The 24490-nt window shown below is 61.5% G+C and carries 28 protein-coding genes, 1 tRNA gene and 1 pseudogene; 13 read left to right on the top strand and 17 right to left on the bottom strand.

The features are described 5' to 3' along the window. The first annotated feature begins 3 nt into the window (after positions 1-3). Both FHX03_RS10745 and FHX03_RS10740 read left to right on the top strand, forming a co-directional pair. Positions 4-516, top strand: a complete 513-nt coding sequence (locus FHX03_RS10745) for a DUF934 domain-containing protein (protein ID WP_097625468.1) — start codon at positions 4-6, stop codon at positions 514-516. Positions 517-554: 38 nt separating this feature from the next. After that, the gene (locus FHX03_RS10740) at positions 555-1766 is read left to right on the top strand and encodes a UbiH/UbiF family hydroxylase (RefSeq protein WP_183853601.1); all 1212 of its coding nucleotides are present in this window, start codon (positions 555-557) and stop codon (positions 1764-1766) included. On the opposite strand, the gene FHX03_RS10735 is transcribed toward FHX03_RS10740, so the two are convergent. From FHX03_RS10735 to FHX03_RS10720, 4 genes are all read right to left on the bottom strand, one after another. Continuing rightward, positions 1734-2696, bottom strand: a complete 963-nt coding sequence (locus FHX03_RS10735) for an AEC family transporter (protein ID WP_097625400.1) — start codon at positions 2694-2696, stop codon at positions 1734-1736. The genes FHX03_RS10740 and FHX03_RS10735 overlap by 33 nt on opposite strands. Positions 2697-2883: 187 nt before the next feature. Beyond that, positions 2884-3819, bottom strand: a complete 936-nt coding sequence (locus FHX03_RS10730) for an MBL fold metallo-hydrolase (protein ID WP_165503886.1) — start codon at positions 3817-3819, stop codon at positions 2884-2886. Positions 3820-4009: 190 nt separating this feature from the next. Continuing rightward, positions 4010-4759, bottom strand: coding sequence for a cytochrome c biogenesis CcdA family protein (locus tag FHX03_RS10725; protein WP_097625401.1), 750 nt, complete (start codon positions 4757-4759; stop codon positions 4010-4012). Positions 4760-4917: 158 nt separating this feature from the next. Continuing rightward, entirely contained in the window at positions 4918-5799 is an 882-nt protein-coding gene (locus FHX03_RS10720) for a GyrI-like domain-containing protein (protein WP_183853599.1), read from the bottom strand. A 257-nt stretch (positions 5800-6056) separates the two neighbouring features. Between FHX03_RS10720 and FHX03_RS10715 the strand changes: the two genes are divergently transcribed. Then, positions 6057-6132: transfer RNA gene (locus FHX03_RS10715), tRNA-Lys, on the top strand. A 141-nt stretch (positions 6133-6273) separates the two neighbouring features. Here the strand turns inward: FHX03_RS10715 and FHX03_RS34395 are convergent. Then, positions 6274-6501 carry a hypothetical protein gene (locus tag FHX03_RS34395; RefSeq protein ID WP_246699220.1) on the bottom strand — a complete coding sequence of 76 codons (228 nt, stop codon included), beginning with the start codon at positions 6499-6501 and terminating at the stop codon, positions 6274-6276. A gap of 151 nt (positions 6502-6652) precedes the next feature. Here FHX03_RS34395 and FHX03_RS10710 point away from each other — a divergent pair, with 151 nt between their 5' ends. After that, positions 6653-6856, top strand: a complete 204-nt coding sequence (locus tag FHX03_RS10710; protein WP_097625404.1) for a CsbD family protein — start codon at positions 6653-6655, stop codon at positions 6854-6856. A gap of 178 nt (positions 6857-7034) precedes the next feature. After that, the gene (locus tag FHX03_RS10705; RefSeq protein ID WP_165503887.1) at positions 7035-7205 is read left to right on the top strand and encodes a hypothetical protein; all 171 of its coding nucleotides are present in this window, start codon (positions 7035-7037) and stop codon (positions 7203-7205) included. Between the two features lie 304 nt (positions 7206-7509). Here FHX03_RS10705 and FHX03_RS10700 read toward each other — a convergent pair whose 3' ends face one another. Continuing rightward, entirely contained in the window at positions 7510-7968 is a 459-nt protein-coding gene (locus tag FHX03_RS10700; protein WP_097625405.1) for a DUF3237 domain-containing protein, read from the bottom strand. Between the two features lie 107 nt (positions 7969-8075). On the opposite strand from FHX03_RS10700, the gene FHX03_RS10695 reads away from it, so the two are divergent. Both FHX03_RS10695 and FHX03_RS10690 read left to right on the top strand, forming a co-directional pair. After that, on the top strand, positions 8076-8933 hold the full coding sequence (locus tag FHX03_RS10695; RefSeq protein WP_183853944.1) for a LysR family transcriptional regulator: 858 nt from the start codon (positions 8076-8078) through the stop codon (positions 8931-8933). 116 nt (positions 8934-9049) lie between these two features. Continuing rightward, on the top strand, positions 9050-10543 hold the full coding sequence (locus FHX03_RS10690) for an FAD-dependent monooxygenase (RefSeq protein WP_183853598.1): 1494 nt from the start codon (positions 9050-9052) through the stop codon (positions 10541-10543). Between the two features lie 706 nt (positions 10544-11249). Here the strand turns inward: FHX03_RS10690 and FHX03_RS10685 are convergent. Further along, entirely contained in the window at positions 11250-11432 is a 183-nt protein-coding gene (locus tag FHX03_RS10685; protein ID WP_097625407.1) for a hypothetical protein, read from the bottom strand. Between the two features lie 309 nt (positions 11433-11741). On the opposite strand from FHX03_RS10685, the gene FHX03_RS10680 reads away from it, so the two are divergent. Further along, on the top strand, positions 11742-12035 hold the full coding sequence (locus tag FHX03_RS10680) for a DUF982 domain-containing protein (protein ID WP_097612589.1): 294 nt from the start codon (positions 11742-11744) through the stop codon (positions 12033-12035). A gap of 153 nt (positions 12036-12188) precedes the next feature. Here the strand turns inward: FHX03_RS10680 and FHX03_RS10675 are convergent, their stop codons facing one another. After that, the gene (locus tag FHX03_RS10675) at positions 12189-13016 is read right to left on the bottom strand and encodes a nickel-binding protein (protein ID WP_183853596.1); all 828 of its coding nucleotides are present in this window, start codon (positions 13014-13016) and stop codon (positions 12189-12191) included. 386 nt (positions 13017-13402) lie between these two features. Here FHX03_RS10675 and FHX03_RS10670 point away from each other — a divergent pair, with 386 nt between their 5' ends. The 3 genes from FHX03_RS10670 (at position 13403) to FHX03_RS10660 (ending at position 14198) form a co-directional block, all read left to right on the top strand. Next, the gene (locus FHX03_RS10670) at positions 13403-13660 is read left to right on the top strand and encodes a DUF982 domain-containing protein (RefSeq protein WP_003586584.1); all 258 of its coding nucleotides are present in this window, start codon (positions 13403-13405) and stop codon (positions 13658-13660) included. Positions 13661-13761: 101 nt separating this feature from the next. Then, a complete protein-coding gene (locus tag FHX03_RS10665; protein WP_010069037.1) occupies positions 13762-13932 on the top strand; it encodes a hypothetical protein in 171 nt (56 codons plus the stop codon). Beyond that, on the top strand, positions 13932-14198 hold the full coding sequence (locus FHX03_RS10660; protein WP_097625409.1) for a hypothetical protein: 267 nt from the start codon (positions 13932-13934) through the stop codon (positions 14196-14198). Before FHX03_RS10665 ends, FHX03_RS10660 begins: the two co-directional genes overlap by 1 nt. Positions 14199-14257: 59 nt before the next feature. On the opposite strand, the pseudogene FHX03_RS10655 reads toward FHX03_RS10660, so the two are convergent. After that, positions 14258-14955: pseudogene (locus tag FHX03_RS10655) on the bottom strand (SDR family oxidoreductase). A 158-nt stretch (positions 14956-15113) separates the two neighbouring features. Here FHX03_RS10655 and FHX03_RS10650 point away from each other — a divergent pair. Then, positions 15114-15794, top strand: coding sequence for a TetR/AcrR family transcriptional regulator (locus tag FHX03_RS10650; RefSeq protein WP_183853594.1), 681 nt, complete (start codon positions 15114-15116; stop codon positions 15792-15794). Positions 15795-15815: 21 nt separating this feature from the next. Here the strand turns inward: FHX03_RS10650 and FHX03_RS10645 are convergent, their stop codons facing one another. Next, entirely contained in the window at positions 15816-17330 is a 1515-nt protein-coding gene (locus FHX03_RS10645; RefSeq protein WP_183853592.1) for an FAD-dependent oxidoreductase, read from the bottom strand. 44 nt (positions 17331-17374) lie between these two features. Between FHX03_RS10645 and FHX03_RS10640 the strand changes: the two genes are divergently transcribed. After that, positions 17375-17887: a MarR family winged helix-turn-helix transcriptional regulator gene (locus FHX03_RS10640; protein ID WP_097625413.1), complete on the top strand. Its 513-nt coding sequence runs from the start codon at positions 17375-17377 to the stop codon at positions 17885-17887. 37 nt (positions 17888-17924) lie between these two features. Here the strand turns inward: FHX03_RS10640 and FHX03_RS10635 are convergent, their stop codons facing one another. The 7 genes from FHX03_RS10635 to FHX03_RS10605 all read right to left on the bottom strand — a co-directional run bounded on the left by FHX03_RS10635 (position 17925) and on the right by FHX03_RS10605 (position 24421). Further along, the gene (locus tag FHX03_RS10635) at positions 17925-18317 is read right to left on the bottom strand and encodes a RidA family protein (protein ID WP_183853590.1); all 393 of its coding nucleotides are present in this window, start codon (positions 18315-18317) and stop codon (positions 17925-17927) included. Positions 18318-18354: 37 nt separating this feature from the next. Next, positions 18355-18936: an NAD(P)H-dependent oxidoreductase gene (locus tag FHX03_RS10630; protein ID WP_183853588.1), complete on the bottom strand. Its 582-nt coding sequence runs from the start codon at positions 18934-18936 to the stop codon at positions 18355-18357. Continuing rightward, a complete protein-coding gene (locus FHX03_RS10625; protein WP_097625416.1) occupies positions 18936-20342 on the bottom strand; it encodes an FAD-binding oxidoreductase in 1407 nt (468 codons plus the stop codon). The genes FHX03_RS10630 and FHX03_RS10625 overlap by 1 nt, the downstream gene beginning before the upstream one ends. Before the next feature lies 1 nt (position 20343). Beyond that, a complete protein-coding gene (locus tag FHX03_RS10620; protein WP_183853586.1) occupies positions 20344-21657 on the bottom strand; it encodes a cytosine deaminase in 1314 nt (437 codons plus the stop codon). Continuing rightward, a complete protein-coding gene (locus tag FHX03_RS10615) occupies positions 21657-22508 on the bottom strand; it encodes an ABC transporter permease (RefSeq protein ID WP_097625418.1) in 852 nt (283 codons plus the stop codon). The genes FHX03_RS10620 and FHX03_RS10615 overlap by 1 nt, the downstream gene beginning before the upstream one ends. Next, positions 22508-23332 carry an ABC transporter ATP-binding protein gene (locus FHX03_RS10610; protein ID WP_097625419.1) on the bottom strand — a complete coding sequence of 275 codons (825 nt, stop codon included), beginning with the start codon at positions 23330-23332 and terminating at the stop codon, positions 22508-22510. Before FHX03_RS10610 ends, FHX03_RS10615 begins: the two co-directional genes overlap by 1 nt. A 72-nt stretch (positions 23333-23404) precedes the next feature. Beyond that, positions 23405-24421 carry an ABC transporter substrate-binding protein gene (locus FHX03_RS10605; RefSeq protein ID WP_183853583.1) on the bottom strand — a complete coding sequence of 339 codons (1017 nt, stop codon included), beginning with the start codon at positions 24419-24421 and terminating at the stop codon, positions 23405-23407. Between the last annotated feature and the right edge of the window lie 69 nt (positions 24422-24490).

The raw sequence follows: 24490 nt of genomic DNA, 5'->3' as shown, positions 1-24490 counted from the left end.
ATGATGACGAAGATCTGGAGAGAGACCGGTTTTGTCGAGAACGATCCCTGGGTGATCGAGACCGATGAGGTGAAGGCGAGCGGGCAGCAGAAGCCGCTGCTCGGCCTCGACGAACTGATCGCCAAGGCCGACGAAAGCAATGATGTCGGCCTCGGCGTGCTGATCAAGCCGGCCGACGACGTGCGCCGGCTAGAGCCCTATCTATCCCGCCTCGACATCGTTGCCGTCGCCTTTCCGGCGTTCAACGACGGCCGCGCCTTCAGCCATGCCTCGCTGCTGCGCCAGCGTCTCGGCTATACCAACGAGCTGCGCGCCGTCGGCGACGTGCTGATCGATCAGGTGCCGCTGATGCAGCGCGTCGGCATCGACAGTTTTGCTGTCAGCAATGCCACGGCGCTGAAGCGGCTTTCCGAAAACCGTCTTCCCGCCATTCCCCATCATTATCAGCCGGCGGTGCGTGACGCCGAAGCCGGCAAGGGCTATAGTTGGCGCCGTCAGGCGAAGCCGGCCGCATAAGCGGCCGCTCCGTCTTTTCACGATGACGGAACGGTAGCATGAAGACATTCGAAGTGGCGGTGATCGGTGGCGGTCTCGCCGGCATGATCGCGGCAATCGCGCTCGCCCGCGGCGGCCGCAGCGTGGCGCTGGTGGCGCCCGTTGCCGCAAAGGAGGACCGGCGCACCACGGCGCTGATGGATCAGTCGATCCGCTTTCTCGATCGGCTGGCGCTCTGGGACAAGCTCCGCCCGGCGACGGCACCTCTTGCCAGCATGCGCATCATCGACGGCACCGACCGGCTGCTGCGCGCGCCGACCACCACCTTCCGCGCCGCCGAAGTGGGCCTCGATGCCTTCGGCTATAATTTCCCCAACAAGGCGCTGACCGCGATCCTCGAACAGGCCACGGCCGACGAGGGCAATATCGCCCGCTTCACCGATATGGCCGAATCGATCGAGATCTCGGCCGAGAAAGTGTTGATCGCACTAGCCGGCGGCGAGACGCTTTTCGCCGATTTTGCCGTCGGCGCCGATGGTCGCGGCTCGAAACTGCGCGAGACGGCCGGGATCGGCGTGCGCAAGTGGTCTTATCCGCAATCGGCCATGGTGCTGAATTTCGCCCATTCCCTGCCGCACCAGAACATCTCGAGCGAATTCCACACCAAACATGGCCCCTTTACCCAGGTGCCGCTGCCGGGAAGCCGCTCGAGCCTCGTCTGGGTGCAGGATCCGGCTGAGGCGGCCGCCCGCATGGAATTGCCGGTTGTCGAACTCGGCCGGCTTGTCGAGGCGCAGATGCAGTCCATGCTCGGCAAAGTCGATGTGGAGGAGGGCGTCCAGCTCTGGCCGCTGTCGGGCATGATGGCGCATCGTTTCGGCAAGGGACGCATCGCGCTGATCGGCGAGGCCGCCCATGTCTTCCCGCCGATCGGGGCGCAGGGGCTGAACCTCAGCCTGCGCGATATCATGGCGCTGACCGACATCCTTTGCGACAGGGCGGAATTGCCGGTGCCAGCCGATGCCGGCGAAAGTTTCGACCACAAGCGCCGTGCCGACATCATGACGCGCACGGCAAGCGTCGATCTTCTCAACCGCTCGCTGCTCTCGGATTTCCTGCCGGTGCAGATGCTACGGGCCGCCGGCCTGCATATCCTCTCGGCCATTCCGCCGCTGCGCAGCATCGTGATGCGCGAAGGCATCGAGCCCGGCCGGGGCTTCCGCGATATTCCCGATGCGCTACGGGAAAAGCTGAAGCGGAAGAAGGCCTGAGCGGATCGCGATCAGCCACAGCGAAACCGTCGCCACTGAAAGCACCGTCGTGATCAGGATCGTCGCCGAGGCGCGCTCCTGCCACACGCCATATTGCTGGCCGATGACGAAGACATTGGTCGCCGTCGGCAGCGAGGCGAGCAGCACCGCGGCCTGGATCCACACCGGCTCGAAACCGCCGACGGCAGTCAGCGCCAGGAACACCACGATCGGATGTAGGATCAGCTTAGCCGGCACGATATATGAGATTTCGGCCGGGATGCGCTTCAGCGGCCGCAGCGCCAGCGTCACGCCCATGGCAAACAGAGCGCAGGGCGCGGCCGCCTGGGCGAGGTAATCCACCAGGCGCTGAAACGCCAGCGGCTGGTCGAGATGCAGGGCGGCGACCGCAAAACCTGCCGCCGTCGACAGGATGAAGGGATGCAGCGCCACCTTGCGGGCGATATCGGCGACAAGCCGTCCGGCGGAACGCCTGTCGTCGCCGGCCGCCGCCATCAGCGCCGGCGCCACGATGAAATGCAGCGCGTTCTCGAAACAGATGATCAGCGCCACCGGCACGGCGGCACCTTCACCGAGCGCCAGCAGCGCCAGACCAGGCCCCATATAACCGATGTTGCCATAGGCGCCGGCAAAGGACTGGATGGTGCAGTCGGCAAGCGAATTGCGGCGCACGAGGCGGCCGATGACGAACAGCAGCGTGAACACCGCATAGGTCGCGGCGATATCGGTGACGATGAAATCGATGCGCGTCAGCTCTTCGATCGGCGTGCGCGAGACGAGCTTGAAAAACAAGGCGGGCAGGGCGGCATAGATGATGAAGGTGTTCAGCCATCCCAGCGCTTCGGCCGGCTGCTTCGTCGCCTTGGCGGCGGCATAGCCGATGAGGATCAGGCCGAAGAACGGCAGGAGCAGGCTGAGGATATCGGCCAAGAGGTCTTCCAGTGCGCGGGGATCGGCGGGTCAGGATCTGACTTAAGCAATTCCAGCGAAACTGTGTAGCGGTTTGGTCTCGGGAGTTGTGCAAAACAAATCGATAGAGCGTTTTCGTCATTCGAGGGAAAGACGGAAACGCTCTACAGGCGGGGCGCCTTTTGTTGCAGACCTGACCAGAGAGCGGTCAGTAATCCCAGAAGACCGGCACCCAGCGGAAGGTTTCGCCCTCAACCGCCACATGGCAGACGGAGGGGAAGGGCAGGTGGGTGGCCACCAGTAGTTCGCCGGTCGCCGCCAGTTCCCGCAGGAGAGCGACCCGGACGCGCGCCGCTTCCTCGGGGTCATGCTCGAAGCCGTTATGCCAGTCAGGCTGGTCGAAGCCGACGGCGAACACCGCGTCGCCGGCGAAGGTCAGCCGGTCGCCGCCGGAGGCCAGGCGAACCACGCTGTGCCCGGGGGTGTGGCCGCCGGTGCGGCGGGCGACGACGCCTGGCGCCACTTCGCACTCGTCATCGAATAGCCGCAGGTGGCTGCGGTACTCGTTCACGAACCGTTTGGCGGTCGCCCGAAGCGCATCCGGGAAGCCCGGCGGCATGCGGGTCCGGGAGAAATCGGGCGCTTCCCAGAACTTCACCTCGGCCGCCGCCAGGTGGATCCTGAGGTCGGGGCGCAGCCGCTCCTTCACCCCGTCCACGAGAAGCCCGCCGATGTGGTCCATGTGCAAGTGGGTCAACACCACATCGGTCACGGATGCAAGATCGACGCCGGCATCCTCCAGTCGCTTGATCAACTGCCCGGCCCGCGGCAAGTGCAGGTCCGGGTCGAGGCCGAGCCCGGCATCGAGAAGTATGGTCTGCCCGCCGCTGCGCGCCACCACCACGTTTAGTGGCCAATCCAGCGAGTCTTGCGGCAGGAACATGTGGTTCAGCCAGGCTTCACGCACCGCAGGCTCGGCATTGTGCGCCAACATCGTGGTGGGGAGCGGCAGCACTCCATCGCTGATCACCAGCACCTCGATCTCGCCGATCTGCACTGCGTAGCGCGAGGGAACCAGTTCACCGGGCCCTGGTCCACCGGGATGTGAGGTGTCTTCCAGGCTCATATTTGTCGCGAGGCTCATGTTTGTCTCCTTCTGACCGCCGCTTAAACACGGCATCGACGACGCTACATCGAGGCGTGTTTTCGATCGATTGGGTCGAAGGTAAGGGCGGATGGGTCGAGGGAGAGGGCGGCCTATACCACGGCATAGGTCCTGTCATGCAGGGTACCGGCGTCGGACAACCGGCGCGGATCGACCGACCGGGCGCGCTTCAGCCGATCTGCATCAGGATCGGGAAGGTCTGCTGAAACCAGATCGCCACATCGCTGACCCACCCGAACAGGAAGGCGAGGCCGGTCAGCACGAGGAAGACGCCCATCACCTTTTCCACCGTGCCGAGATGGCGGCGGAAGCGCGACAGGAAGCGCATGAAGGCACCGGAAAAGCCGGCGGCGATCCAGAAGGGGATGGCAAGGCCGAGCGAATAGACGGCGAGCAGCCCGGCCCCGGAGCCGACCGTCTCGCGCGAGGCGGCGACGCCGAGGATCGCGCCGAGCACCGGGCCGATGCAGGGTGTCCAGCCGAAGGCGAAGGCAAGGCCCATGATATAGGCCCCCGTCAACGTCGCCGGCTTGCCGCCACCCTGAAAGCGCGCCTCGCGGGCCAGGATGCCGATTCGGAAAAGGCCGAGGAAATTCAGCCCCATGACGATGATGATCAGACCGCCGAGCTTCGACAACAGGTCGAGATGCTGGCGAAGCGCCATGCCAATGCTGGAGGCGCCGGCGCCAAGCGCCACGAAGACGGTGGCAAAACCGAGCGTGAAGAGCAGAGCGGAAAACAACACGCCGCGTCGGACGTCCGGCGAGACGGCAACCGCACCGCCGCCGCGGAACTGCTCGACTGAAATGCCGGCCATATAGCAGAGATAGGGTGGGACGAGGGGAAGCACGCAGGGCGACAGAAAGGAAAGCGCCCCGGCAATCAGCGCGCTCCACAGGGAAATATCGGCAATCGACACGCATTCTCTCCGGCTGCAATCTGCATGATGTTCCTAGCTTTGCAGGCCGTGGATTGCCAATCACCTTTTTGCGTTTGGCGAGCCCTGAGCCGCAAATGGGGGGATAGCGGCCTGTCCGTATCTTGCGATCAGAAGCGACAGGCCGCCACCAGAGAGCGCTATTTCAGCGGCAGAAACAATTCCGCAACCGCCTCATGCTCCGGCACCTCCGGAAAGAAGCTCAGCCGCTGGCAATAGATCGGGGAATCGCGAGTTTCTTCGCCGCTCAGCGGAAGCCAGTCGCGATAGAGATAGAGCGCGGCGGGCTCCAGATTATCGGTGTTGCCGACGACGCGCAGCACGGCGCAGCGTCCGCCGGGGATCTCGCCGGCCTTGATCTCATCGCCGTTCGCCGCGATCGGCTGATCGGTCCCGACACAAAGGTCCACGCTATAATCTGCAGGCGAGGCGGGACGCCGCTCGGAACGCCAGACGTTGAAGGTCGGATTTGTCCTGGGGTGCAGGCCTGCGGCCGTGCGCCAGACGATGAACCGTTGGATGGTGGCGCCGAGCGTCGTCGGGTCGCCCCGATGCTCGATGATCGCCACCGGCGTCGGCGGCACATATCGAATCGTCACGTCGTCAGTGGTAAAATTCTTCTGCATGCGCTTGCTCCTAGCGTTATCGAGAGGCCCGAAGGCCGCAAGCCACGGCTCCCATTCGGGAGACTTCCGGAACGACGAAGGCGATTGCCCGAACCGTTGCCGAAAGGCGCGGGCGAAGGCATCCGGTGCGTCGTAACCGGCATCCATCGCTATCTCGGTGACGCTTTGCGCATCCCTGTAGGCCAGCCGGTGCGAAGCGCGCTTCATCCGGGCAAGCTGGACATAGCGATGCACAGACAGACCGAAGGTCGCCGTGAACTGCCGGTGGAGGTGAAACTTCGAGAATGCCGCAACGCCGCTCACCGTTTCCAGGTCCACATCGTCGTCCAGGTGGCGGTCTATGTAGTCAAGCACCCGCTGCATCCGGGCATGGTAGTTTTGAAGCGCCGCCTTCATCCGTCTGTTCTCCGTGGCAGCATCAACTAAGCGCAGGCCGGCCTGATGCGCTCGACCGATCTTGCGGTTTTCTCACGGGTCGCAGAGCATCGCCAAGGATTCGATGACAAGCTCACCGCCGATTTTCTCGTCATGTGCCTTGCGTCCGCAAGAAATGTGCCGACTGCCGGAAAAAGCTGAATTTTTCGGTTGACCGCAATGGGTCGCCTGCCTATGTTCCGCCCACTTCCAGCCGGGGTGCTTCACCCGCGGAGAGGGAGAGCGTAGCTCAGCCGGTAGAGCAACTGACTTTTAATCAGTAGGTCTCGGGTTCGAACCCCGACGCTCTCACCATAAAATCAATTAGATACTGGTGTTGCGTGCGGCTTTTGCGACGACCGCACAGTCGCACGGTCGGTCTAATTGGTCGACCGATTCATGGCGCTGCTGGTCGCCTGGTTCAACCGTGCGGGGTGGGACACACATAGCCGGTGGTCATGAATATCCGCCAAAAGCCAATAGAAGCACGCCAACCGCAATCACAGCCAGGGCCGGCCAATTTTGCGATACGCCCAGGAACCTGAGGCCCTGGTGCCGCGGTTCCAGTGTGCTGCCGCCTTGCGGCATCTGGCGCGAGTCACTCGGCCTTCGGCTGGGCGTCGACCGAAAGAGAAAAAGAAGTCCTCCAATTATGAGAGCCGCACCGATCAGGATTGCCCACATCGTCGCCTCCGCTACGGACAAGGGTGCACGTTAAACTGGATCTGGATCTGATTGTTCCCGGGTGACTGCATCTTTCGGGTTGTCCATTTATGGATCGGAACACTTAACCTCCATCCCCGTTCTTCTATTCCAACGATAGGAGGAAATACCCATGGATTGGAACCGTGTTGAAGGTAACTGGAAGCAGATGAAGGGCAAGGTAAAGGAGCAGTGGGGTAAGCTCACTGACGATGACCTTGACGTTATCGCTGGCAAGCGCGATCAGCTCGAAGGCAAGATCCAGGAGCGCTACGGTTACGAAAAAGACCGTGCGAAGAGAGACATAGACGACTGGTACGGCCGCCAGCCCTGGTAATCAGAGAGACATCGCCTATCTCAAGCCGCCGGCATTCGCCGGCGGCTTGTGCGCGCCGGTCGCGCCTTCGATGAAGCGCAACCTGGCATGTGAGAAAAGCGATCATCGACAGACCTCCATTCTCGGAACCAGAAGCGCGCGCAGTGAATTTGAGCACTGAGCAATCCTGGAGATCCCAATGGACAAGACACCGAAAACAGCCATCCGCGGAATGATGTTGTACGTACTCGCCCTTCTCGTCTTGGGCGTTCTGGCGGGCGCCGCCTACACGATTTATGGCCATCCCGCCGATCCGTCCGAGCGACCAGCGGCTGAGACGATTCCGCAAAAAACCGCGGCTCCGCATTGAGGCACATCACACCAACTATTTGATTGATCGCCCCTCGAGAACAAACGGTGGCCGGGAGAGTGCCTGCCACACGGGCTTCCAACCCGGTCTGGTCGTGTTGAAAAGTTCGGGTTCCACGGCAAGAAGGCAGCAAGCGGCAAGCAACATGGCTTTGGAAAGCAGGGCAGAAACCCCTGTCGCAAGTCGTTCCAACCAGTAGGGTCTTTATTTATAGGGAGAATTACCTGCGACACGGAATCAGCCTCCGCTGAAAGAAGCCGTTGCGGCTTGATGTTTACCCATCGCCGATGGCCTAGGAGCACATCTAGAGAATTTCAAATACGTCATACTCAACGCCGCCCGGACACCGTCCGCCCTGCGCAACCGCGACGATTTGGTTGAGCCACGCGTGCCGTGGCGCGGCCGTCTCGAACCAGGGAGTTGTCCGCAGATAATATTCGGAGGCGTCGACCGCTTCGCCGCGTGCCAGACGCTCATCAACGGCCGCGGTGGAGCGCCTGATGCCGCGATAGGTCATCAAGATCAGATCGCCGTCATCGGCGACGAGCAGGAGCCTGACATCCTGCTGAAACGTGCCGTCTGCGCGCGCAAGCAGCAGATCGGAGCCAATCAGCGGCGACACCTCGCCCTTCAGGCGCTCGCCCTCAAAATATCCACCGGAAACGGAAAATATGCGGCGGCCTCCGGCCGGCGTCTGGCCGAGCTCCAGGGCCGGCTGAAGTGTCATGAAAAGTCTGAATAAGGGCCGAGATTGCAGGGTCATGTCAGATCGCCTATCGTTGACTTCAACCCTAGCCGCAAGCGCTCTGTCGCCAAAACGCGCTTTGCTTGTGAGCATCACAAGAAAAACTTATGAAAAGCGAAGAGATTATGCGGCCGCCGTTGGAGTCCTTGCGAATTCTGGAAGCGTGCGTTTCTGTCGGCAGCTTTGCCCGCGCGGCAGAGCGTTTATGCCTTACCCCAGCGGCAGTCAGCCTGCGTATCCGTACGTTGGAGGCCGACCTTGGCCAGTCGCTGTTCCAGCGCGCCGGGCGCCGCGTTGTCCCGACGGCTGCTGCCACTGTTCTGGCGGGCCGAATTCGGACGGCATTGGATGGCATTGCCGGCGCGCTTGACGAGTTCCAGGCGGCCATGCCGCCGCTCCGGCTGACAGCGCCTCCGACATTCGCCTCGCGTTGGCTCGCACCCCGGCTGTCACGATATCACTCAGGAGGAACATCACCGATCGAGGTCGATGTCTCCGCCGATATTCGCGATCCCAGCGCATTTGACGTCGCCATACGGACAGGGCGTGGCGGATGGGAAGGGCTTGACGAGTATCGGCTCGCGCCGGTTGAGGCAACTCCGATGCTGGCGCCCTCTCTGCTTGGAACAAGAACCCTGAATAGGCCGAATGAGCTGGCCGATTTCGAGCTTTTGCCGCACCCGGATTGGGATGCCTGGTTCAGGGGCGCTCAATGCGAGACGCCGCCGGCTCTGCGGTTCGTGATGGTCGACTATCCCACGCACGAACTGGATGCCAGTGCGGCGGTGGCAGGTGTCGGCGTGGCGCTGTTGTCGCCGTCCTTGTTTCGACCGCTTTTGGAAAAGGGACTGCTGATCGCACCCTTTCAATATGTGTTGACCGGGCCGGCCTGGCATTTCGCGTTGATGCGCGCCGACGACTCCCGTCTCGCGCCCAGGCAACTCTGCGCATGGCTTTGTGAGCGGGCTCACGAGCCAGCCTGATAGGGAACAACCTGCGACAGGCAAAACCGACAACAGGCCAGCCCGATCAGTTTGGCTTCCCGGTAGCACCTGAACTCCTATATCGCGCCTGGACATCCAAACCGAGGAGTTTGCGGATGAGAGAACATGCTGTCGTGATTGCCGGAGGAGGGCCGACGGGGCTGATGCTGGCGGGCGAATTGGCCCTGGTAGGTGTCGACGTCGCGATCGTCGAACGCCGGCCGAACCAGGAAATCGTCGGTTCGCGTGCCGGCGGTCTCAGCGCGCGCACGCTTGAGGTTCTCGATCAGCGCGGCGTGGTCGACCGGTTCCTCGCGGAAGGGCAGATCGCCCAGGTTACCGGGTTTGCGGTCACGCGGCTCGATATCAGCGATTTTCCGACCCGGCACAATTACGGGCTGGCGCTGCGGCAGAAGCATATCGAGCGCATTCTGGCCGGATGGGTCGGCGAACTGCCGGTGACGATCTATCGTGGCTGCGAGTTGACCGGATTCGTACAGGACGACACCGGCGTCACCGTCGAACTTTCCGATGATTTCAAGCTCAGGGCAGGCTACCTCGTCGGCTGCGATGGCGGCCGCAGCCTGGTTCGCAAGATCGCCGGCATTGAATTTCCGGGATGGGATGCGACCACCAGCAATATTCTCGCCGAGGCCGAGATGGAGGTGGAGCCGCCGCTCGGCGTCCATCGCACAGTGCTCGGCCTGCACGCCTTCGGCCGCGAGGAATATGAAATTCGCGACGGCAAGGTCGTCTTTGCCAGCGAAGGCCCGGTCAATGTCATGGTGACGGAAAAGAGTGCCGGCGGCACGGCCGAGCCGATGCTCAGCGATTTCAGGCAAGCCCTGATCGAAACATGCGGCACGGATTATGGAATCCATAGCCTTAGGTGGATTTCCAGGTTCACCGACATGTCGCGGCAGGCGGAGGCTTATCGCAAGGGCCGCATCTTCCTGGCCGGCGATGCCGCGCACGTGCATTCTCCAGTGGGCGGGCAGGGCCTCAACACCGGCGTGCAGGATGCCGTCAATCTCGGCTGGAAGCTGGCGCAGGTGGTGAAGGGAATATCGCCGGAAAGCTTGCTCGACAGCTATCACGCCGAGCGCCATCCGGTGGCTGCCCGCGTGCTGCGCACGACGATGGCGCAGGTCGCCTTGCAACGGACCGATGACCGCAGCGAAGCCTTGCGGGACATCGTCCTGGAACTCCTCGCCATGGACGAGCCGCGCAAAAAGATCGCCGCCGAAATGTCCGGACTGGCCATCCATTACGATCTCGGCGAGGGCCACCCGCTGCTCGGCCGCCGCATGCCCGACCTCGACCTCATCACGCCCGATGGCCCGTTGCGCGTCAATGCGCTGCTCCGAAATGCGCGGGCAGCGCTTCTGAATTTCGGCACACCCAGCAGCCTTGACATCACGCCGTGGTCGGCCCGCGTCCAGTTGGTTGAGGCCAGCTATGATGGCGCATGGGAGCTGCCGGCGTTGGGCGCGGTCTCTGCCCCAGCCGCAGTGCTGATCCGGCCCGACGGCTATGTGGCGTGGGTGGGCGAGGGCAAGCCGGATGGTCTCCACGAGGCGATGACGACCTGGTTCGGACCACCTGGCTAATGCCGAAAAGACTGCGGCCTAGTCTAAGCGGCCAGTGGCATCGAACCGCAATCCGATATCGCCTCGGTCCCCGGCACGGGTTTGCCGCGGCGCTCCCATGTCCGGCGGCTGATGCCGAAAGCCTCCCAGGGGCGCGGCTGGCTGAAGGAATTGGCGAGATAGTCGGCTCTGGGAAGCGCGCCGGCGGGGTGATGTAGCCTATCCGACAGACATTCGGTGGATTGTCGATGAAAGGGCAGCGGATCTTAGATCGACCTTGGCGGACAAGGCGCGCAAATAGGCCCAGTCACGTCAAGCCAACAGAGACAAGTCGCTCCGAAGCTTATCGATCCGTTGGCGCCAGCGGGTCCCATCTCCATCTGAATGGAGAGAAGGCCCGTCGCCACAATTTACATCGGTAAGGTCTTTAAATCAGCGAAAGCCAAAGAAGCTCAGAATTGCGAGCACGATGACGACAGCGCCGACAAGCCAGATCAAATTGTTCATTGGGAACGCTCTCCTGTTTGAATTGAGCCAACCGTGACCCGCTGGCTTAACTGCGCGGCGGGGCTTGCGGTTCCCTAACCATTCCTACTGCCGTCTCGCGCTTCTCCTCGACGCAATGATGCCGCGACTGCTCTCCCGCAAGGCGGGGCCCGGCAGCAGCTTGCTTCGGCGGTCCGGCAATCGCAGCGAGGCGCTGAACGAAGGTCTGCGGCCCAGACCTTCAATAACTGCACGAGCGGGCGTTGCCGGGTCTGAAACCACCTGCGCAAGCCGGGTTGATCGACGTGTCCCGTTGATACTGGAAATCTTCACGATCGTGCTTGCCGGGCGAGGTGCAGGAAGACGTGATCACGGACACACAAAGCAGTGCGCCGACGGCTACGAAAGTCAGAAATCGGTTCATCTGGGCTCTCCCTTGTGGAGTTGATCTTGGTCGCATTCTGCCATGCCGCTCACGAGCCTATACCAAACTTACGGCGCGATTGATCATGTTTGGCTGAACACGTGTGCGATGGATCAATCAATCTAGATCTTGGTGCTTTTGAACCTAGATCGCTGACCAATTCACTCAAGATAAGCTGATCGGGCTATTCTGCCGTTATGGAAGTAGTTGCGGATGCTTTTGGCTAAAGGCAGGTGATTTTGTCTTGAATAAATCAAGGTTTTTCAGTAATATTATCCCATAAAAAAGTAATATAAATGGGAGGATACTATGGCGGAAACTCGGTTTGATCCGGTTTTGCTTCATCGTCAGCATTTCATCGCGGAGATCACATGTCTCGATGAAATCTTCGATTTTCTGGATGAATGGCCGCAGGACAAACGAGGTCTGGCATATGACACGCTGTTGAAGGCGTGCAGGGACACGGCCAGCGGCCGTTTCCCGCTGAGCGCTGCGCGCGAGAATTTCCGGCGTTTTCTGAAGATGTCGGGTGTGCTCGCCAAAGTCGAGGGCGCCCCCAAATTCGAGCAACTAATGGGGGATCGAAATATCGGGAATGCCTGATGATAGTGAGTAGGCAGGGGGCGCGCCGTCACGTCATGTGCGGCGCGTCTTGCGTTCAGGCTGCTCGGCGGCCGCCTATTCTTCGCCAGAAAGCGTCATGACACTCACTACGAGAGACAGATGTCCTCCGGTGGTCGCAGGCTCGACGGAATCTCAAGCAAGCTCGTCATTCGCCCAGTCGCAGCGGAACACCATCACAGGCTTCGAAAAGCCCTTGAGCCGCCGGCGCGAGGCGTGACCGAAGAGATCGGCGGCGCCGTATTCCCTAAAAATATTCTCTGAGACGAGGATCTGGTCACTTGATGCGGCCGCACAGAGGCGTGCGGCGAGCTGTACGGTCGAGCCGAACAGATCGTTACTGTCCTCGACCGGCTCGCCGCAATCCAGCCCGATGCGGATATGGATCGGCTCGGTGTTTCCGCCGTTGTAAAGCTGGAATTCCTTCTGGATTGCCATGGCGCATTCGACGGCGGCAGTGGTCGCGGAAAAGGCCGCCATGATGCCGTCGCCGGTGTGCTTCACTTCGCGGCCGGAATTTTGGCCGAGGCATCGGCGCACGATCGCGTCATGGGCTCTCACCATTTCAGTCCCGATGCGGTCGCCGAGCCGCGCGGTCATCTCGGTCGATCCGACGATATCGGTAAAGAGGATTGCCCGGTGGCCGGGATCTATCTCGGCGGAGGATTGGCCAGGCGCCGGATCGGGGTCATGAATGCGGCCGAGAAACGCCTCGACAGCCGACAAAGCGACCTCAACGACCTCGCCGGCGACGAAGCCGTGCGCCTCGCGATGCACACATTGGGCGGTTTCCATGTCAGGGGCATCCACGAGACAGAAGGCGGTCCCGCGGCGCTGGTCGAACCAATAGGTCAGGAACTTGACGCCGTAGCGATCTTGGATGTCCAGATCCATGCGATGCGCCTGCGCAACGTCGGCCGCCGACGTTCCCTCGAGAAAGTGCCGATCCATGAAGATAGGCATCGCGTGTCCTCCCAGATCCGTTGCGTGCAAGCGATGGCATTCTACGATCTGGACGCTTTCGCGTCCACCTTTGGCACAATCAATGAATGAATATAAAGGCTGTTGCTTCCGGAGAATTCGATGCGTTGCTGTAAATTCTATAGAATACTCGGGAAAGGCCGGCTTTTAATGAGTAGGCTCGGCAGGAGAAGCCTGATATTTACCATAATCAGCCGTTTGATACCAGTTGCGGGGTTCTCGACGCCGATCAGAGCACTTCAAGCGTTGCATGTTCTCAAAGCGCCTGCTGGAGGGGGCGAGGAGAATGTCCGCTCCCGCCTACCCCACGGCACGCAAATTGCATCTTTAACTCGTAAGCTCACCGAAATTGGAAAAGCTGTAGCAAAGTGAGACAGACGGCAAATTTTCGACCGGTCGGCTTGGCCTCAATGGGGCTTGGCCATTATGCCGTTATTAACTCTGTGTGGGACGCTGCGCGCACGCTGCTGCACGAGTGGCCGGTCGATGACGGCGAAGACTATTTCGAAGCCGTGAAGTCCTGCCTGGATGCGATTATCGGCGATCTCCCGCCGGAAGAGGTGCGGGCATCCTTTATCAGGGCTGCTCAGGAAGCCGGCATCGCCGTCATTGAAGCTGCTGACTGAACACCCGCCTGATCCAATTGTCCTGAACGCCAGATCCGCCCGACTTGACATTTTCGGCCGAGAGGCTAAATTAGAACAAAACAGGAACATTGGAGATGGTCATGACGCATACGGAACAAGTGATCGCCAACGCCCTAGCCCTTGTCGAAGCATCGCGTGCGGCGCGCGAGCGCGATCAGTTGCGCCGCGCCGCCTGGCAGAGAAAGGTCGAACTCAGCCGGCCGCTGCCGCCCTTGCCGCGTCCGGTTCAATTGCCATTGGCGCTGAACTGATGCAGCCGGCAAAGATCCAGGAGCCCGATCCCATGTCGCCCAATCTGGCCTTGCCTGATCCTGCTTGGCCCGATGCTGCTTGGCCCGATCGTGCTTGGGAAGTCGAAGCCGTGCTGGCCTGGCATGACGACAATGCTAAGGCGGCGATCCGCTCGCTGCTCGACGACTGCAAACATCTCCGCCAGCAATTGGCTCTGGCGGAGCGGGCGATGAGCCGCGGAATGACCCGCGGTTGGACACCGCGATACAAGCGCGACGCCCTCTGACACGAGAGGGCCTCCCGCCGTTTCAGGCCGCGCCTCACGGAGAGCCGCGGAAAGCGTTGTCAGATCTGCGCCCAGCCACCGTCGACGCACAATTCAGAGCCTGTGATGTAGGCCGAGTCATCGGAGGCGAGAAACAGCACTGTTTTGGCGATCTCATCGACCGTGCCGCTGCGGTGCATCGGAATTTGAGCATGCACCTGCACCTTCGTCTGCTCGATCATCTCTTCGCTCACGCCTGCTTTACGCGCCTGATCGGTATCGATGTAGCCTGGAGCCATGGCATTCACGCGGATCCGTTTCTCACTCAGTTCCACGGTCAGCGAACGTGCCAGCGAGCGAATGGCGGCTTTCCCGCGGAGTAGACGCTGACATAGGGGCGGCCTTGTCTGCTGAGCGTCGAGGTGTTGAGGATGATCGAGCCGCCGGAGTGCATGAGCCGAACGAGTTTCTGCACTGTGAAGTAGGTTCCCTTAAAGGTGTTGGCGATGGAAAAATCGAATTCTTCCTCCGACATGTATTCGAACAGGTTTGGCTTTGCCCCGCCGGCATTCGCAAAGATGATATCGACGCGACCATGCTTTCTTACGACATGGTCGCGAAGCGCATCGATATCTGCAATCCTGGAAATATCGCTGCGGATGGCGTCGACACCATTGCCGATGCTTTGCGCCGCGGCATCCAGCGTCGCCTGATCGCGGCCAGTGATAACGAGTTTTGCGCCTTCTCGTGCGAAGAGCTTGGCTGTCGCCAGTCCCATTCCCGAGTTGCCGCCGGTGATGACTGCGATTTTACCGTCCAATTTACCCACATTCGTCTCCAAATTACGTCTGAAGACCCCGGCATGGCGTGCAGGATTGCTGGAGCAGCGGGGCCGGAAGTTATATATGAAACATCCTTCAGCTTTTGGATTCGCTTATGGGAACGGGCTCTCCGCCACCGCTAACCCCCCGGAAATCCCCGCGTCAGGGCCGAGCCATCGCCGCTGTCGACGCCATTTTCGAGGCAACCCTTCAGGTTTTGTCGAGCGATGGCCTCATCCGTCTGAACACCACGCGAGTGGCTCGCCGTGCCGGCGTTTCTGTGGGAACGCTCTACCAGTATTTCCCGAACAAGCAGGCCTTGCTCTTCGCGGTGCTGGAGCGACACCTCGAAATGCTGGCCGGCGCCATCGAGAAAGCGCGTGATCAAAACCGGTGCGCTGCGAAAGAGTTGATCGCCGAGGCCGTGGTAAAGGCCTATCTTCAAACGCAGTTGGCGCAGGCTGAGATTTCCCCAGCCCTCTATCGCATCGCCATGGAACTCGACGCCCGCGCGTTGATCGAGGCGGCGGTCCGGCGGAGCGCAGGGGCCATCGAGGCGATGCTGTCCACATCAGCGGACGGCCGTTTCGCCGATCCGGGCCTGCTTGCTCAAACCCTGACGGCAGCGCTTTACGGAACCGTCCCGCCCTTCTGCCACCGCGTTTTGTCCGCGGCCGATGGTCTTGAGGCCGAAAGGCAGCTGACGACCATGTTTCGCTCATATCTGGTTGCGCAGCCGGAATTGAACGACCGGGAATGCGAGGTCAGCGAGCCGGGAATGCGCTGTGACCGATAAAGGCGCGGTCAGCTTATCGCCTCATGACCGTTCTCCCGCCGTCAGGCCAAGGCCCAACTGGGCGAGATAGTCTTCCAGCGCCGAAGCTTCACGGGATGCGACAATTGCGCCGATATAACCGTCCGGACGCACCAGCACGAAGTCGCCCGGCGTCAGGGCGTAGGCGTTAAGGAAGTGTCCGCTTTGATCGATGAGGTCGCCGCTCCCGCCGATCCTGTGAATATGTAATCCCTTGCGCGATGGCACGGCTGCCTGGTCGACCTCATAGCCGAGCAACGTCCAGTGCGTGCCCTTGTACAGTTCGAACAAACGTCTCGGCTGGCCGGCCGCAGCCATGAGCGGTGCATCGGGCGCACGGTTGCCTGCCAGCAGGCCGCCGCGCCGGGCCGGTTTTTCCAATGAGAGGGAAGATTCGGGATAGCCGATATCGAGCTGATGGACCTCGCGGCCACGCCTGAGATCGCCGCGCTTCAACGCATCGAGAAGACCGGTGGCAAGACCGAGCATCGCCGCCGCGATCGGGCGGCGCTCTTGCTCATAGCTGTCGAGCAGCGCATCCGGCGCGCCGCCGGCGACCGCCGCCAGCTTCCATCCGAGATTATAGGCGTCCTGCACGCTGGTATTCAGACCCTGGCCGCCGGTCGGCGGATGCGTATGGGCGGCATCGCCGGCCAGGAAGACGCGGCCGAGCCGGTAGCGATCGGCAAGCCGGGCATTCATGTGGAAGGCCGACGCCCAGGAAACCGAGTGGACGTGAATATCGTCGCGGCCGGTGCGCTCCGCCACCAGCGCGGTCAGACCCGCCGCGGAAAGATCGATCTCACCTTCGAGCGGGATCGGTGCCTGGATCTGGAACAGCTCCGTTCCGGCGAGCGGGCAAAGCCCAATCTGCCGCTGCATATCGCCTTCGCCGAACCGATGCCAGGCGTCGCGATCCAGACCCGTCAGCATGACGTCGGCGACGATGGCGCGCACGCCGAGCGTCTTGCCGGGAAAGCCGATATCAAGCGCGTGGCGCACGAAGCTGCGCCCGCCATCGGCGCCGACCAGCCAGCGCACGCGGATCGTCTCTTGCCCGGACGGACCCTGGAGCCGCGCCGTCACGCCCGCATCATCCTGCTCGAAGCCGATGAGTTCACATCCGAAGTCCGGGCGGTGCCCCAGTTCGAGGAGGCGCTCGCGCATCACGCCCTCGGTCAGGAACTGCGGCACCATCAGCGGAAAATGATAGGGCTCGGCAGGCGTCGGCTCCTCGCGCAGGACGGCGTCGGATTCGCAGAAGCTTCCATCGTCGCGATATTCCCGCTGCCGGGGATAGGCGCCGCCGAGCGCGACGATCCGGTCGAGGATGCCGAGATCCTCGAAGACTTCCTGCGTTCTCGGCTGAATGCCCTTGCCGCGCGAGCCGCGGAACGGGTCGTTCAATTTCTCGATCAGACGAAAGCTGACGCCGCGCCGCGCCAGCTCGATCGCCAGCGTCAGGCCAGCTGCACCGGCACCTGATATCAGCACGTCCACCGTAGAATTCTGTGTCATTGCCATCTCCATGTGTGTATTATGCACATAATAGGAGAATCGATATGCCGTCAAGAAATAATGTGCATAATACACATATGTCGGAAAGGCTGCGTGAACTGCATGGGGCTTTGATCGAGATTGTCAGCGTCATGAACCGGCCGCAGCGCGACGAGCAGATGGTGCGCGAGGCGGGGATTTCACTCGATCGTGCGCTGTTTCCGCTGCTGGTCACGGTGGAACGCCTCGGCCCGATCGGTGTGGTCGAGCTCGCCGATCGCGCCGGGCGCGACTACACCACCGTCAGCCGTCAGGTTGCCAAGCTCGAAAGCCTCGGCCTGGTCGAGCGTCGCGGAAGTGCCGCCGATCGCCGCGTGCGCGAGGCGGTCATCAGCCCGAAAGGCAAGGCGATGACCGATCGCATCGACGTGGCGCGTGAAAGGATCGGCCGCGCCATCTTCGAGCGCTGGGACGAGCACGACTTCAATGAGCTCGTGCGGCTGATGCGGAAGTTTGCAGAGGATATCGGCGATGATACTGGCGGTAACGTGGCAGAGTCCCAGGGAGCGGGCGGGTGACGAGGGTGCGTCCCTGGGTGCATCCCGAGGGCTCGCCTCAGCAAAACAGTTTGGCGGCGGTGACTTCGACTTCCACGAGGAATTCTAGGCGGGTGAAGCCGCTGACGATGATCAGCGTCGAGGCCGGCTTCGGATCGAGCGTATAGCGATCCCGCATGGCCATATAGGCGGGGAAATCCTCACGTTTCGTCACAAAACCTGAGATGCGGATGACGTCGGCAAAACTCATTTCCGCCTCGGCGAGAATTGCCTTGATGGCCTCGAAGCAAAGTTCTGCCTGAGCGCCGATATACTCCGGCACTTTCTCGTCGAGACCGATGCCGAGCTGCCCCGAGGTCACGAGCAGCGAAGCGCCCGGCGGCACCAGCAGCCCGTGATTGTAATTTCCGAACGGACGGCGGACGGACGGGGGATTGAAAATCTTCTTCATAGGCCTTTCCTCAGTGCAACGAGGACGCTGCGGGCTCTTAAAACCGCTCCATCGCCGTCTTCACCTTCTCCAAAAAACTGGCCCGGCTTACCGGCGTGCAGTTGTTCATGTCGTAATGGGCAAGAAAGGTAACCGGCCGCAGCGGATTGATCTGCGCCCTCAGCACACGCTTGACGATCTTCTTCGGCGGGTTGCCGGCGGCGAAGGCGCGAAACGGCGTCGCGCCGTATGTCAGCACCGCCGCGAGTTTCCTGATGTGGCGCAGCCGCGATTCCACCTTGCCGTCGACCAGTTCGAAGGAGACGCCGGGAAGCCAGACGCGATCAAAATAGCCCTTCAGGATCGCCGGGAAACCGAAATTCCAGATCGGCGTCACCAGCACCAGCGCTTCGGCCTGCTTCAGCCGCTCGACATAGGGTTTCACCAGCTCGGTATTGCCGGGATAATCGTGATAGGCGAGCCGGTCGTGTCGGGAGAGCACGGGATCGAAATTCTCGGCATAGAGATCGCACGCATCCACCTCGTGACCGGCCTTTTGCAGGCTCTCCAGCGTCTGTTTGTAGAGCGCCTTGCCGTAGCTTTCCTCGACCGGATGCGAGTGAAGAACCAGAACTCTCATCAGGCCTCCATGACGCTCGCGAGCCCCGGGAAGAGATAATTCTTGCCGGCATTGAAATCGAAATCGGGATTTTCCCAGGCGATCATCTTGCCGGGGTTCAACAGCCCTCTCGGGTCCGTTTCCTGCTTGAAGGCGAGCTGTACCTTGTCGGTGCGCTTCATGCCGCCTTCTTCAAGCGTATAACGATGCGGATTGAAGATCGGGCAGCCGTGATCCTGGTGGATCTTGATGATCTCCTCGAGGCGTTCCTCCGTGCTATAGCGCACCAACGGCAGGCCGGAGCACTGGATCTGACCGTCGAACCTGATGAATTCGAGATGGCCCGGCACTTCGTCGCCGAAGATCTCGACCATCTTGGCGACCTTGGCGACGTGATCCGGGCCCGGATACTGAACCTGCAGATAGGTGAAGCCGGGATCGACCTTCAAGGCACGCAGCGTCGTGTGGTTCCAGGCAAGCTCATAGGCATGCGGAATACCCTTCATGCTTTCGACCGTGTCGGAGCGGAAGATGATCTCGCCCTTGTGGGCGGCTGAAAAGGCGAGGAAGGCATCCATCGAATGCGGCGCGATCATCAGCACCACCACCGACTGGCCCTTGCGGATATAGGGTCTGTGGCGGGTGAAATAATCGTGCGGGATCGGCGCCGCGATCGGGGCGATTTCCTTGACGAGGATGCCGTTGCATTTTGCCAGCGCATCCGAGAAGCGCACCGAAGCCATGAAGTCGTCATGGCCGACAAGCACGTCGACCCAATCATAGGCAGGGGCGAGCGGCATTTCGATTTCGGTGATGATGCCGTTGGTGCCGTAGGCATGGCTGACCTTCTGCAGATCCCAGCCGGTTAGGTCGAGCACGCGCGGCTCGGCCTCCATGGTAACGACGCGCAGACGCAGAATATTGCCGAGATCGCGCAGTCCGCCCCAGGTGATCGAACCGACGCCGCCGGAGCCGCCGGCGACGAAGCCGCCGACCGTTGCCGTCTGCGCCGTCGACGGATGGAAACGCAGTTCCTGACCGGAATGCGCCTTGGTCTGCTTGTCGAGTTGAGCAATGACGATGCCTGGTTCGCAGACCACCCGACCGGGATGGATTTCTTTGATCCTGTCCATGGCGGCAAGGTTCAGCACGATCCCGCCGGAAAGTGGCATGGCCTGGCCGTAATTGCCGGTGCCGGCGCCACGCGGCGTCACCGGCACGCCATGGGCGAAGGCGACCTTCAGCGTTTGGATGACCTCTTGCTCGTTTTTCGGCGTGACGACGAGATCGGCCGTCACATTGTCGAGCTGCGCTTTCAGGATCGGCGAATACCAGTAAAAATCGCGGCTCTTCTGGCGCACCAGCGCCGGATTGTCCTCGATGGCGATGCCCTCGAGTTCCTTTTTGATCGTTTGATAATCCGGCATGTCAGGCTCCAACGATGTTATCGAGTTCACGGTAATCCGGCAGGCTGCGGTCGATCACCTTGCCGCGACGAAGCACGACGCGGTCGGACTGTGGACGGGAGAGAAATTCGCCCCAGCGCCGGGCGCTGAAGAGCACGAGATCGGCCAGCGCGCCGGCGGCGATGCGCCCCTTGTCGGGCCGGCCGAGAATATCCGCAGGCGAGGTAGTGACGACGCGCGCGGCCGTGTCCAGCGGGTGATCGAGATGCAGGATGCGGACTGCTTCACGCAACACCTCGACCGGGTCGAGATCGCCATAGGCATAGAAGGGATCGCGGGTATTGTCGGAGGCCACCGCTGTCGCAACGCCGGCGGCCGCCAGTTCCTTGAACAGGGTGACGCCGCGCCAGCGAGGGGTCCGGCCGGGATATCGGTCCTGCAGATAGAGGTTGCACATCGGCAGCGAGACAATGGAGAGGCCGGCCTTTGCGACGAGCTCGACCGTGCGTTTTGCCGCCTCCTCGTCCTGCCTGGCGAGCGAGCAGCAATGGCCTGCCGTCACCTTGCCGTCGAACCGGTTGCGCAGCACGGCTTGCGCGATCGCCTTCAGCGTCTCGGCGGCGGGATCGTCGCTTTCGTCGACATGAAGATCGACGTCGAGGTCCTTATCGGCGGCAGCCCTGAAAAGCACATCGAGCTGGCTGTCGAGATCGGGATTCATCCGGGTAACGCCGCCGATCAGCCCGCCTTTTTCGCGCACGACGGCAACCAGATCGGCGAAATAGTCCGCGTCCACCATATTTTCCATCGGGAAGAGCGCCACCGCCTGCAGCGCGACCCTGTCTTTCCAGGCCTCGCGCATCTCGGCAAAAACCTCGAAGGAAATGCGGTGCTGCGGCGCCAGCGAATCGAGATGCGTGCGGATCAGGCTGGTGCCGTGCGCATAGGCCGAGCGCAGCGAGAATTCCATGCGCTTGCCGACATCCGCTGCCGACCAGTACGCCTCCCGGTCCGCTCGCACCGCGTCCAGGGCGCCAGTGAAGGTGCCGTCGGGATTGGCGTTGCGCGGCCAGATATGCCCCTTGTCGAGATGGGTGTGCATGTCGGTGAAGCAGGGCCAGACCATGCCGTCCTTCAGATCGGATCGTGGCAATTCCACCGGGGCTGCACCCGCCGGCAGCAGCGCGGAGATGACGCCATCGGCGATGACGATATCCGCCTTGACCAGCCCCTCGATCGCCGGCGCGTCAAATCCCTCGATGGCGACGGCAGGCAGCGTCGCATTGCTCAGCACGAAGCGGCCGGCATTGGGCGGCGAAATGAAGGAATGGGTCATCAGTTTTCCCGTTTCAGGCTGCTCTCATGCCAACGATGCAGGGCGAGCCAGGAAATGAACGAGGTGACGGCGAAGATCGCCACGCCAAGCAGGGAGAGCATCAGCAGCGCGGCGAAGAGGCGCGGAATGTTGAGCCGGTACTGTGCTTCGAGCAGCCGGAAGGCAAGGCCGGAGCCGGCGCCCGCCGAGCCGGCCGCGAATTCTGCGACGACGGCGGCAATCAGCGCCAGGCCGCCGCCGATCCTGAGGCCCGTCATGAAATAGGGCTGGGCGGCGGGCAGTTTGAGGAAGAGCAGCGTCTGCCAGCGCGAGGCGCCGTAAAGCTCGAAGAGATTGATGAGATTGTGGTCGACGCTCTTCAACCCCTGGACCATATTCGAAAGGATCGGGAAGAAGGCGACGAGGAAGGCGCAGATTAGCAGCGCCACCTGGGTCGACGGTGCATAAATCAGGATCAGCGGCGAGATCGCCACGACCGGCGTCACCTGCAGGATGACGGCAAGCGGATAGAAGGCAAGCTCGATCCAGCGCGACTGCACCAGGAAGATCGCAAAGCCGACGCCGCCGACAAGGGCCAGCATCAGCGACAGCAAGGTGATCTTGGTGGTGACCCAGAGGGCAGGGGCAAGCGTATCCCAGTCCGTTACGAAGGCGTTTGCGACGGCGGCCGGACCCGGCAGGATATAGGGCGGCACGCCTGAGAGCTTCACATAAGCATACCAGATCAGGACCAGCAGGCCGATAACGAGGAAGGGGATGGCGATGCGCAGCGCGAGATCGCGGCGTCTTGCGCCTGCTGCATTTACGGAAAGATGAAGGAGCCGCGGCGGCGTATCCGTTTCGTCATGCATCAATGCTCTCCCGCCGCGTTGATTGCCCCGATCAGCGAAAGGGAGACCGTCTCACAGGCCTTCCGGTATTCTTCCGAGGTGCGGTAATGCTCGTCGCGTTCCAGGCTGGTGGTCAGCGGAACATCGGCATGCACACGGCCGGGCCTTGCCTTCATCACCACGATGCGGTTCGAAAGATAGGCGGATTCATAGACCGAATGGGTGACGAAGATGACGGTGATGCCTGTCGTCTTCCACAGCCGCAGCACGTCGTCGTTCAGCCTCTGGCGGGTGATTTCGTCAAGCGCGGCGAAGGGCTCATCCATCAAAAGCAGCTTCGGTTTCGTGACCAGCGCGCGAGCGATCGAGACGCGCATCTTCATGCCGCCGGAAAGTTCGCGTGGATAGGCTTTGGCGAAATCCTGGAGGCCGACGGTGGTCAGCGCCTGCATGATCTCTCCATGCGCTGCCGCCTTCGAAACCCGCCTCAATCTCAGCGGCAGGTGGACATTGTCGAACACGTTCTTCCACGGCATCAGCGTCGGCTCCTGGAAGACGAAGCCGATATCGCCCTCCGGCAGGCCCCTGGCATTGATGCGCGAACTCGGCCAGTCAATCGCCCCCGACGTCACGTCGCCAAGGCCGGCGATGATGCGCAGCGCTGTCGACTTGCCGCAGCCCGAAGGGCCGAGCAGGCTGACGAACTCGCCGCTTTCGACGGTGAGCGACATGTCGGAAAGGGCGACAGTGCCGCTGGAAAAGACCTTCGAGACCGACTGCATCACGACCAGCGGCCGCTTGCGCGTCTCTTGCGGGGATAAGGCCTGGGCCTTTGCTAACGGCATTGCCTGTCTCATTCACCAGGGGAGTATGCGGTCCGCCACCTCAGGCGGACCATTGGCCGACGTCGGAGGGGCCTACTTCTTCATCGCCATTCCGATGCTCTTGCAGACGAATTTCGTCGTGAAGGCTTTGCCGTAATCGGTCTCCGGCTTGAACACCTTGATCGCCACCATCTCGTCGAAGAACGCCTTGTAATGCGCGTCGGTGATGCAGCCGATGCCCTTGTCCAGGCTGTCGCCGGATTCGATGATGCCGTAATCCTTCATCTTGGCGATCGAGTAGGCGATCTGGCCATCCGTCATTTCAGGATTGTCCTTCTTGATCAGCTCATTCGCCTTGCTGTTGTCGCCGTAGAGGTAGTTGTACCAGCCCTCGATCGAGGCATCGACGAAGCGCTGGACGACATCCGGCTTGCTGTCGATCATCGTCTGCGTGGTGGTGATCATCGTCGAATAGGGCGAATAGCCGTTGTCGGCGAGCAGGAAGACCTTCGGTTCGAAGCCGGCCTGCTTCTGGATCTCGTAGGGCTCGGAAGTGAGGTAGCCCTGCTGGGCGGATTCCTTGTCGGCAAGGAAGGGCGCGGGGCTGAAATTGTAGGGCTTATACTGCTCGTCCTTGAAGCCCTTGAAGTTCGCCTTCATCCATTCGAAATAGGTAAGGTAACCGTCCTTGCCGAGAAACAAGGTCTTGAGCTTGGCAAGATCCTCGAATTTGTCGATACCCGTATCCGGATGGGCGATCAGCACCTGCGGATCCTTCTGGAAGATCGCCGCGACATCGACGAGCGGGATGCCCTGTTCGACCGCCGAGATCTCACCCTGCGGCCCACCCATGTAGAAATCGATCTTGCCGGAAATCAGCAGCGCGCTGTTGGCCGCGTTCGGGCCGCCCTGCACGATCGTGACGTCGAGGCCGTGTTTCGCATAGGTGCCGTCGGCGACCGCCTGGTAGAAGCCGCCGTGCTCGGCCTGCGCCAGCCAGTTCGTTCCGTAGCTGACCTTGTCGGCCGCATGCGCCGCAACAGTAGCGACGAGCGCGCCACCAAAACCCATAAGGGCGGAAAAGACCGTATTCTTCAGTGCATTGGGCATGATCAGCGTTCCCCTTTTGAGTTCGCAACGCCTGTGATGACGCCGGATTTTCTTCATTGGAGCGATTGC

This window comes from Rhizobium sp. BK456, from assembly GCF_014194045.1.
GTDB lineage: Bacteria > Pseudomonadota > Alphaproteobacteria > Rhizobiales > Rhizobiaceae > Rhizobium > Rhizobium redzepovicii.
Note: the sequence above shows the minus strand (reverse complement) of the source record. Positions and strands in the feature narration are given on the sequence as shown.

Excerpts from the sequence above, each read along its gene's own strand:
- FHX03_RS10745 (WP_097625468.1), top strand. The coding sequence starts at position 4 with ATGACGAAGATCTGGAGAGAGACCGGTTTTGTCGAGAACGATCCCTGG.
- FHX03_RS10740 (WP_183853601.1), top strand. The coding sequence starts at position 555 with ATGAAGACATTCGAAGTGGCGGTGATCGGTGGCGGTCTCGCCGGCATG.
- FHX03_RS10730 (WP_165503886.1), bottom strand. The coding sequence starts at position 3,819 with ATGAGCCTCGCGACAAATATGAGCCTGGAAGACACCTCACATCCCGGT.
- FHX03_RS10720 (WP_183853599.1), bottom strand. The coding sequence starts at position 5,799 with ATGAAGGCGGCGCTTCAAAACTACCATGCCCGGATGCAGCGGGTGCTT.
- FHX03_RS34395 (WP_246699220.1), bottom strand. The coding sequence starts at position 6,501 with ATGTGGGCAATCCTGATCGGTGCGGCTCTCATAATTGGAGGACTTCTT.
- FHX03_RS10710 (WP_097625404.1), top strand. The coding sequence starts at position 6,653 with ATGGATTGGAACCGTGTTGAAGGTAACTGGAAGCAGATGAAGGGCAAG.
- FHX03_RS10705 (WP_165503887.1), top strand. The coding sequence starts at position 7,035 with ATGGACAAGACACCGAAAACAGCCATCCGCGGAATGATGTTGTACGTA.
- FHX03_RS10700 (WP_097625405.1), bottom strand. The coding sequence starts at position 7,968 with ATGACCCTGCAATCTCGGCCCTTATTCAGACTTTTCATGACACTTCAG.
- FHX03_RS10695 (WP_183853944.1), top strand. The coding sequence starts at position 8,076 with ATGCGGCCGCCGTTGGAGTCCTTGCGAATTCTGGAAGCGTGCGTTTCT.
- FHX03_RS10690 (WP_183853598.1), top strand. The coding sequence starts at position 9,050 with ATGAGAGAACATGCTGTCGTGATTGCCGGAGGAGGGCCGACGGGGCTG.
- FHX03_RS10685 (WP_097625407.1), bottom strand. The coding sequence starts at position 11,432 with ATGAACCGATTTCTGACTTTCGTAGCCGTCGGCGCACTGCTTTGTGTG.
- FHX03_RS10680 (WP_097612589.1), top strand. The coding sequence starts at position 11,742 with ATGGCGGAAACTCGGTTTGATCCGGTTTTGCTTCATCGTCAGCATTTC.
- FHX03_RS10675 (WP_183853596.1), bottom strand. The coding sequence starts at position 13,016 with ATGCCTATCTTCATGGATCGGCACTTTCTCGAGGGAACGTCGGCGGCC.
- FHX03_RS10665 (WP_010069037.1), top strand. The coding sequence starts at position 13,762 with ATGACGCATACGGAACAAGTGATCGCCAACGCCCTAGCCCTTGTCGAA.
- FHX03_RS10660 (WP_097625409.1), top strand. The coding sequence starts at position 13,932 with ATGCAGCCGGCAAAGATCCAGGAGCCCGATCCCATGTCGCCCAATCTG.
- FHX03_RS10650 (WP_183853594.1), top strand. The coding sequence starts at position 15,114 with ATGGGAACGGGCTCTCCGCCACCGCTAACCCCCCGGAAATCCCCGCGT.
- FHX03_RS10645 (WP_183853592.1), bottom strand. The coding sequence starts at position 17,330 with ATGACACAGAATTCTACGGTGGACGTGCTGATATCAGGTGCCGGTGCA.
- FHX03_RS10640 (WP_097625413.1), top strand. The coding sequence starts at position 17,375 with ATGCCGTCAAGAAATAATGTGCATAATACACATATGTCGGAAAGGCTG.
- FHX03_RS10635 (WP_183853590.1), bottom strand. The coding sequence starts at position 18,317 with ATGAAGAAGATTTTCAATCCCCCGTCCGTCCGCCGTCCGTTCGGAAAT.
- FHX03_RS10630 (WP_183853588.1), bottom strand. The coding sequence starts at position 18,936 with ATGAGAGTTCTGGTTCTTCACTCGCATCCGGTCGAGGAAAGCTACGGC.
- FHX03_RS10625 (WP_097625416.1), bottom strand. The coding sequence starts at position 20,342 with ATGCCGGATTATCAAACGATCAAAAAGGAACTCGAGGGCATCGCCATC.
- FHX03_RS10620 (WP_183853586.1), bottom strand. The coding sequence starts at position 21,657 with ATGACCCATTCCTTCATTTCGCCGCCCAATGCCGGCCGCTTCGTGCTG.
- FHX03_RS10615 (WP_097625418.1), bottom strand. The coding sequence starts at position 22,508 with ATGCATGACGAAACGGATACGCCGCCGCGGCTCCTTCATCTTTCCGTA.
- FHX03_RS10610 (WP_097625419.1), bottom strand. The coding sequence starts at position 23,332 with ATGCCGTTAGCAAAGGCCCAGGCCTTATCCCCGCAAGAGACGCGCAAG.
- FHX03_RS10605 (WP_183853583.1), bottom strand. The coding sequence starts at position 24,421 with ATGCCCAATGCACTGAAGAATACGGTCTTTTCCGCCCTTATGGGTTTT.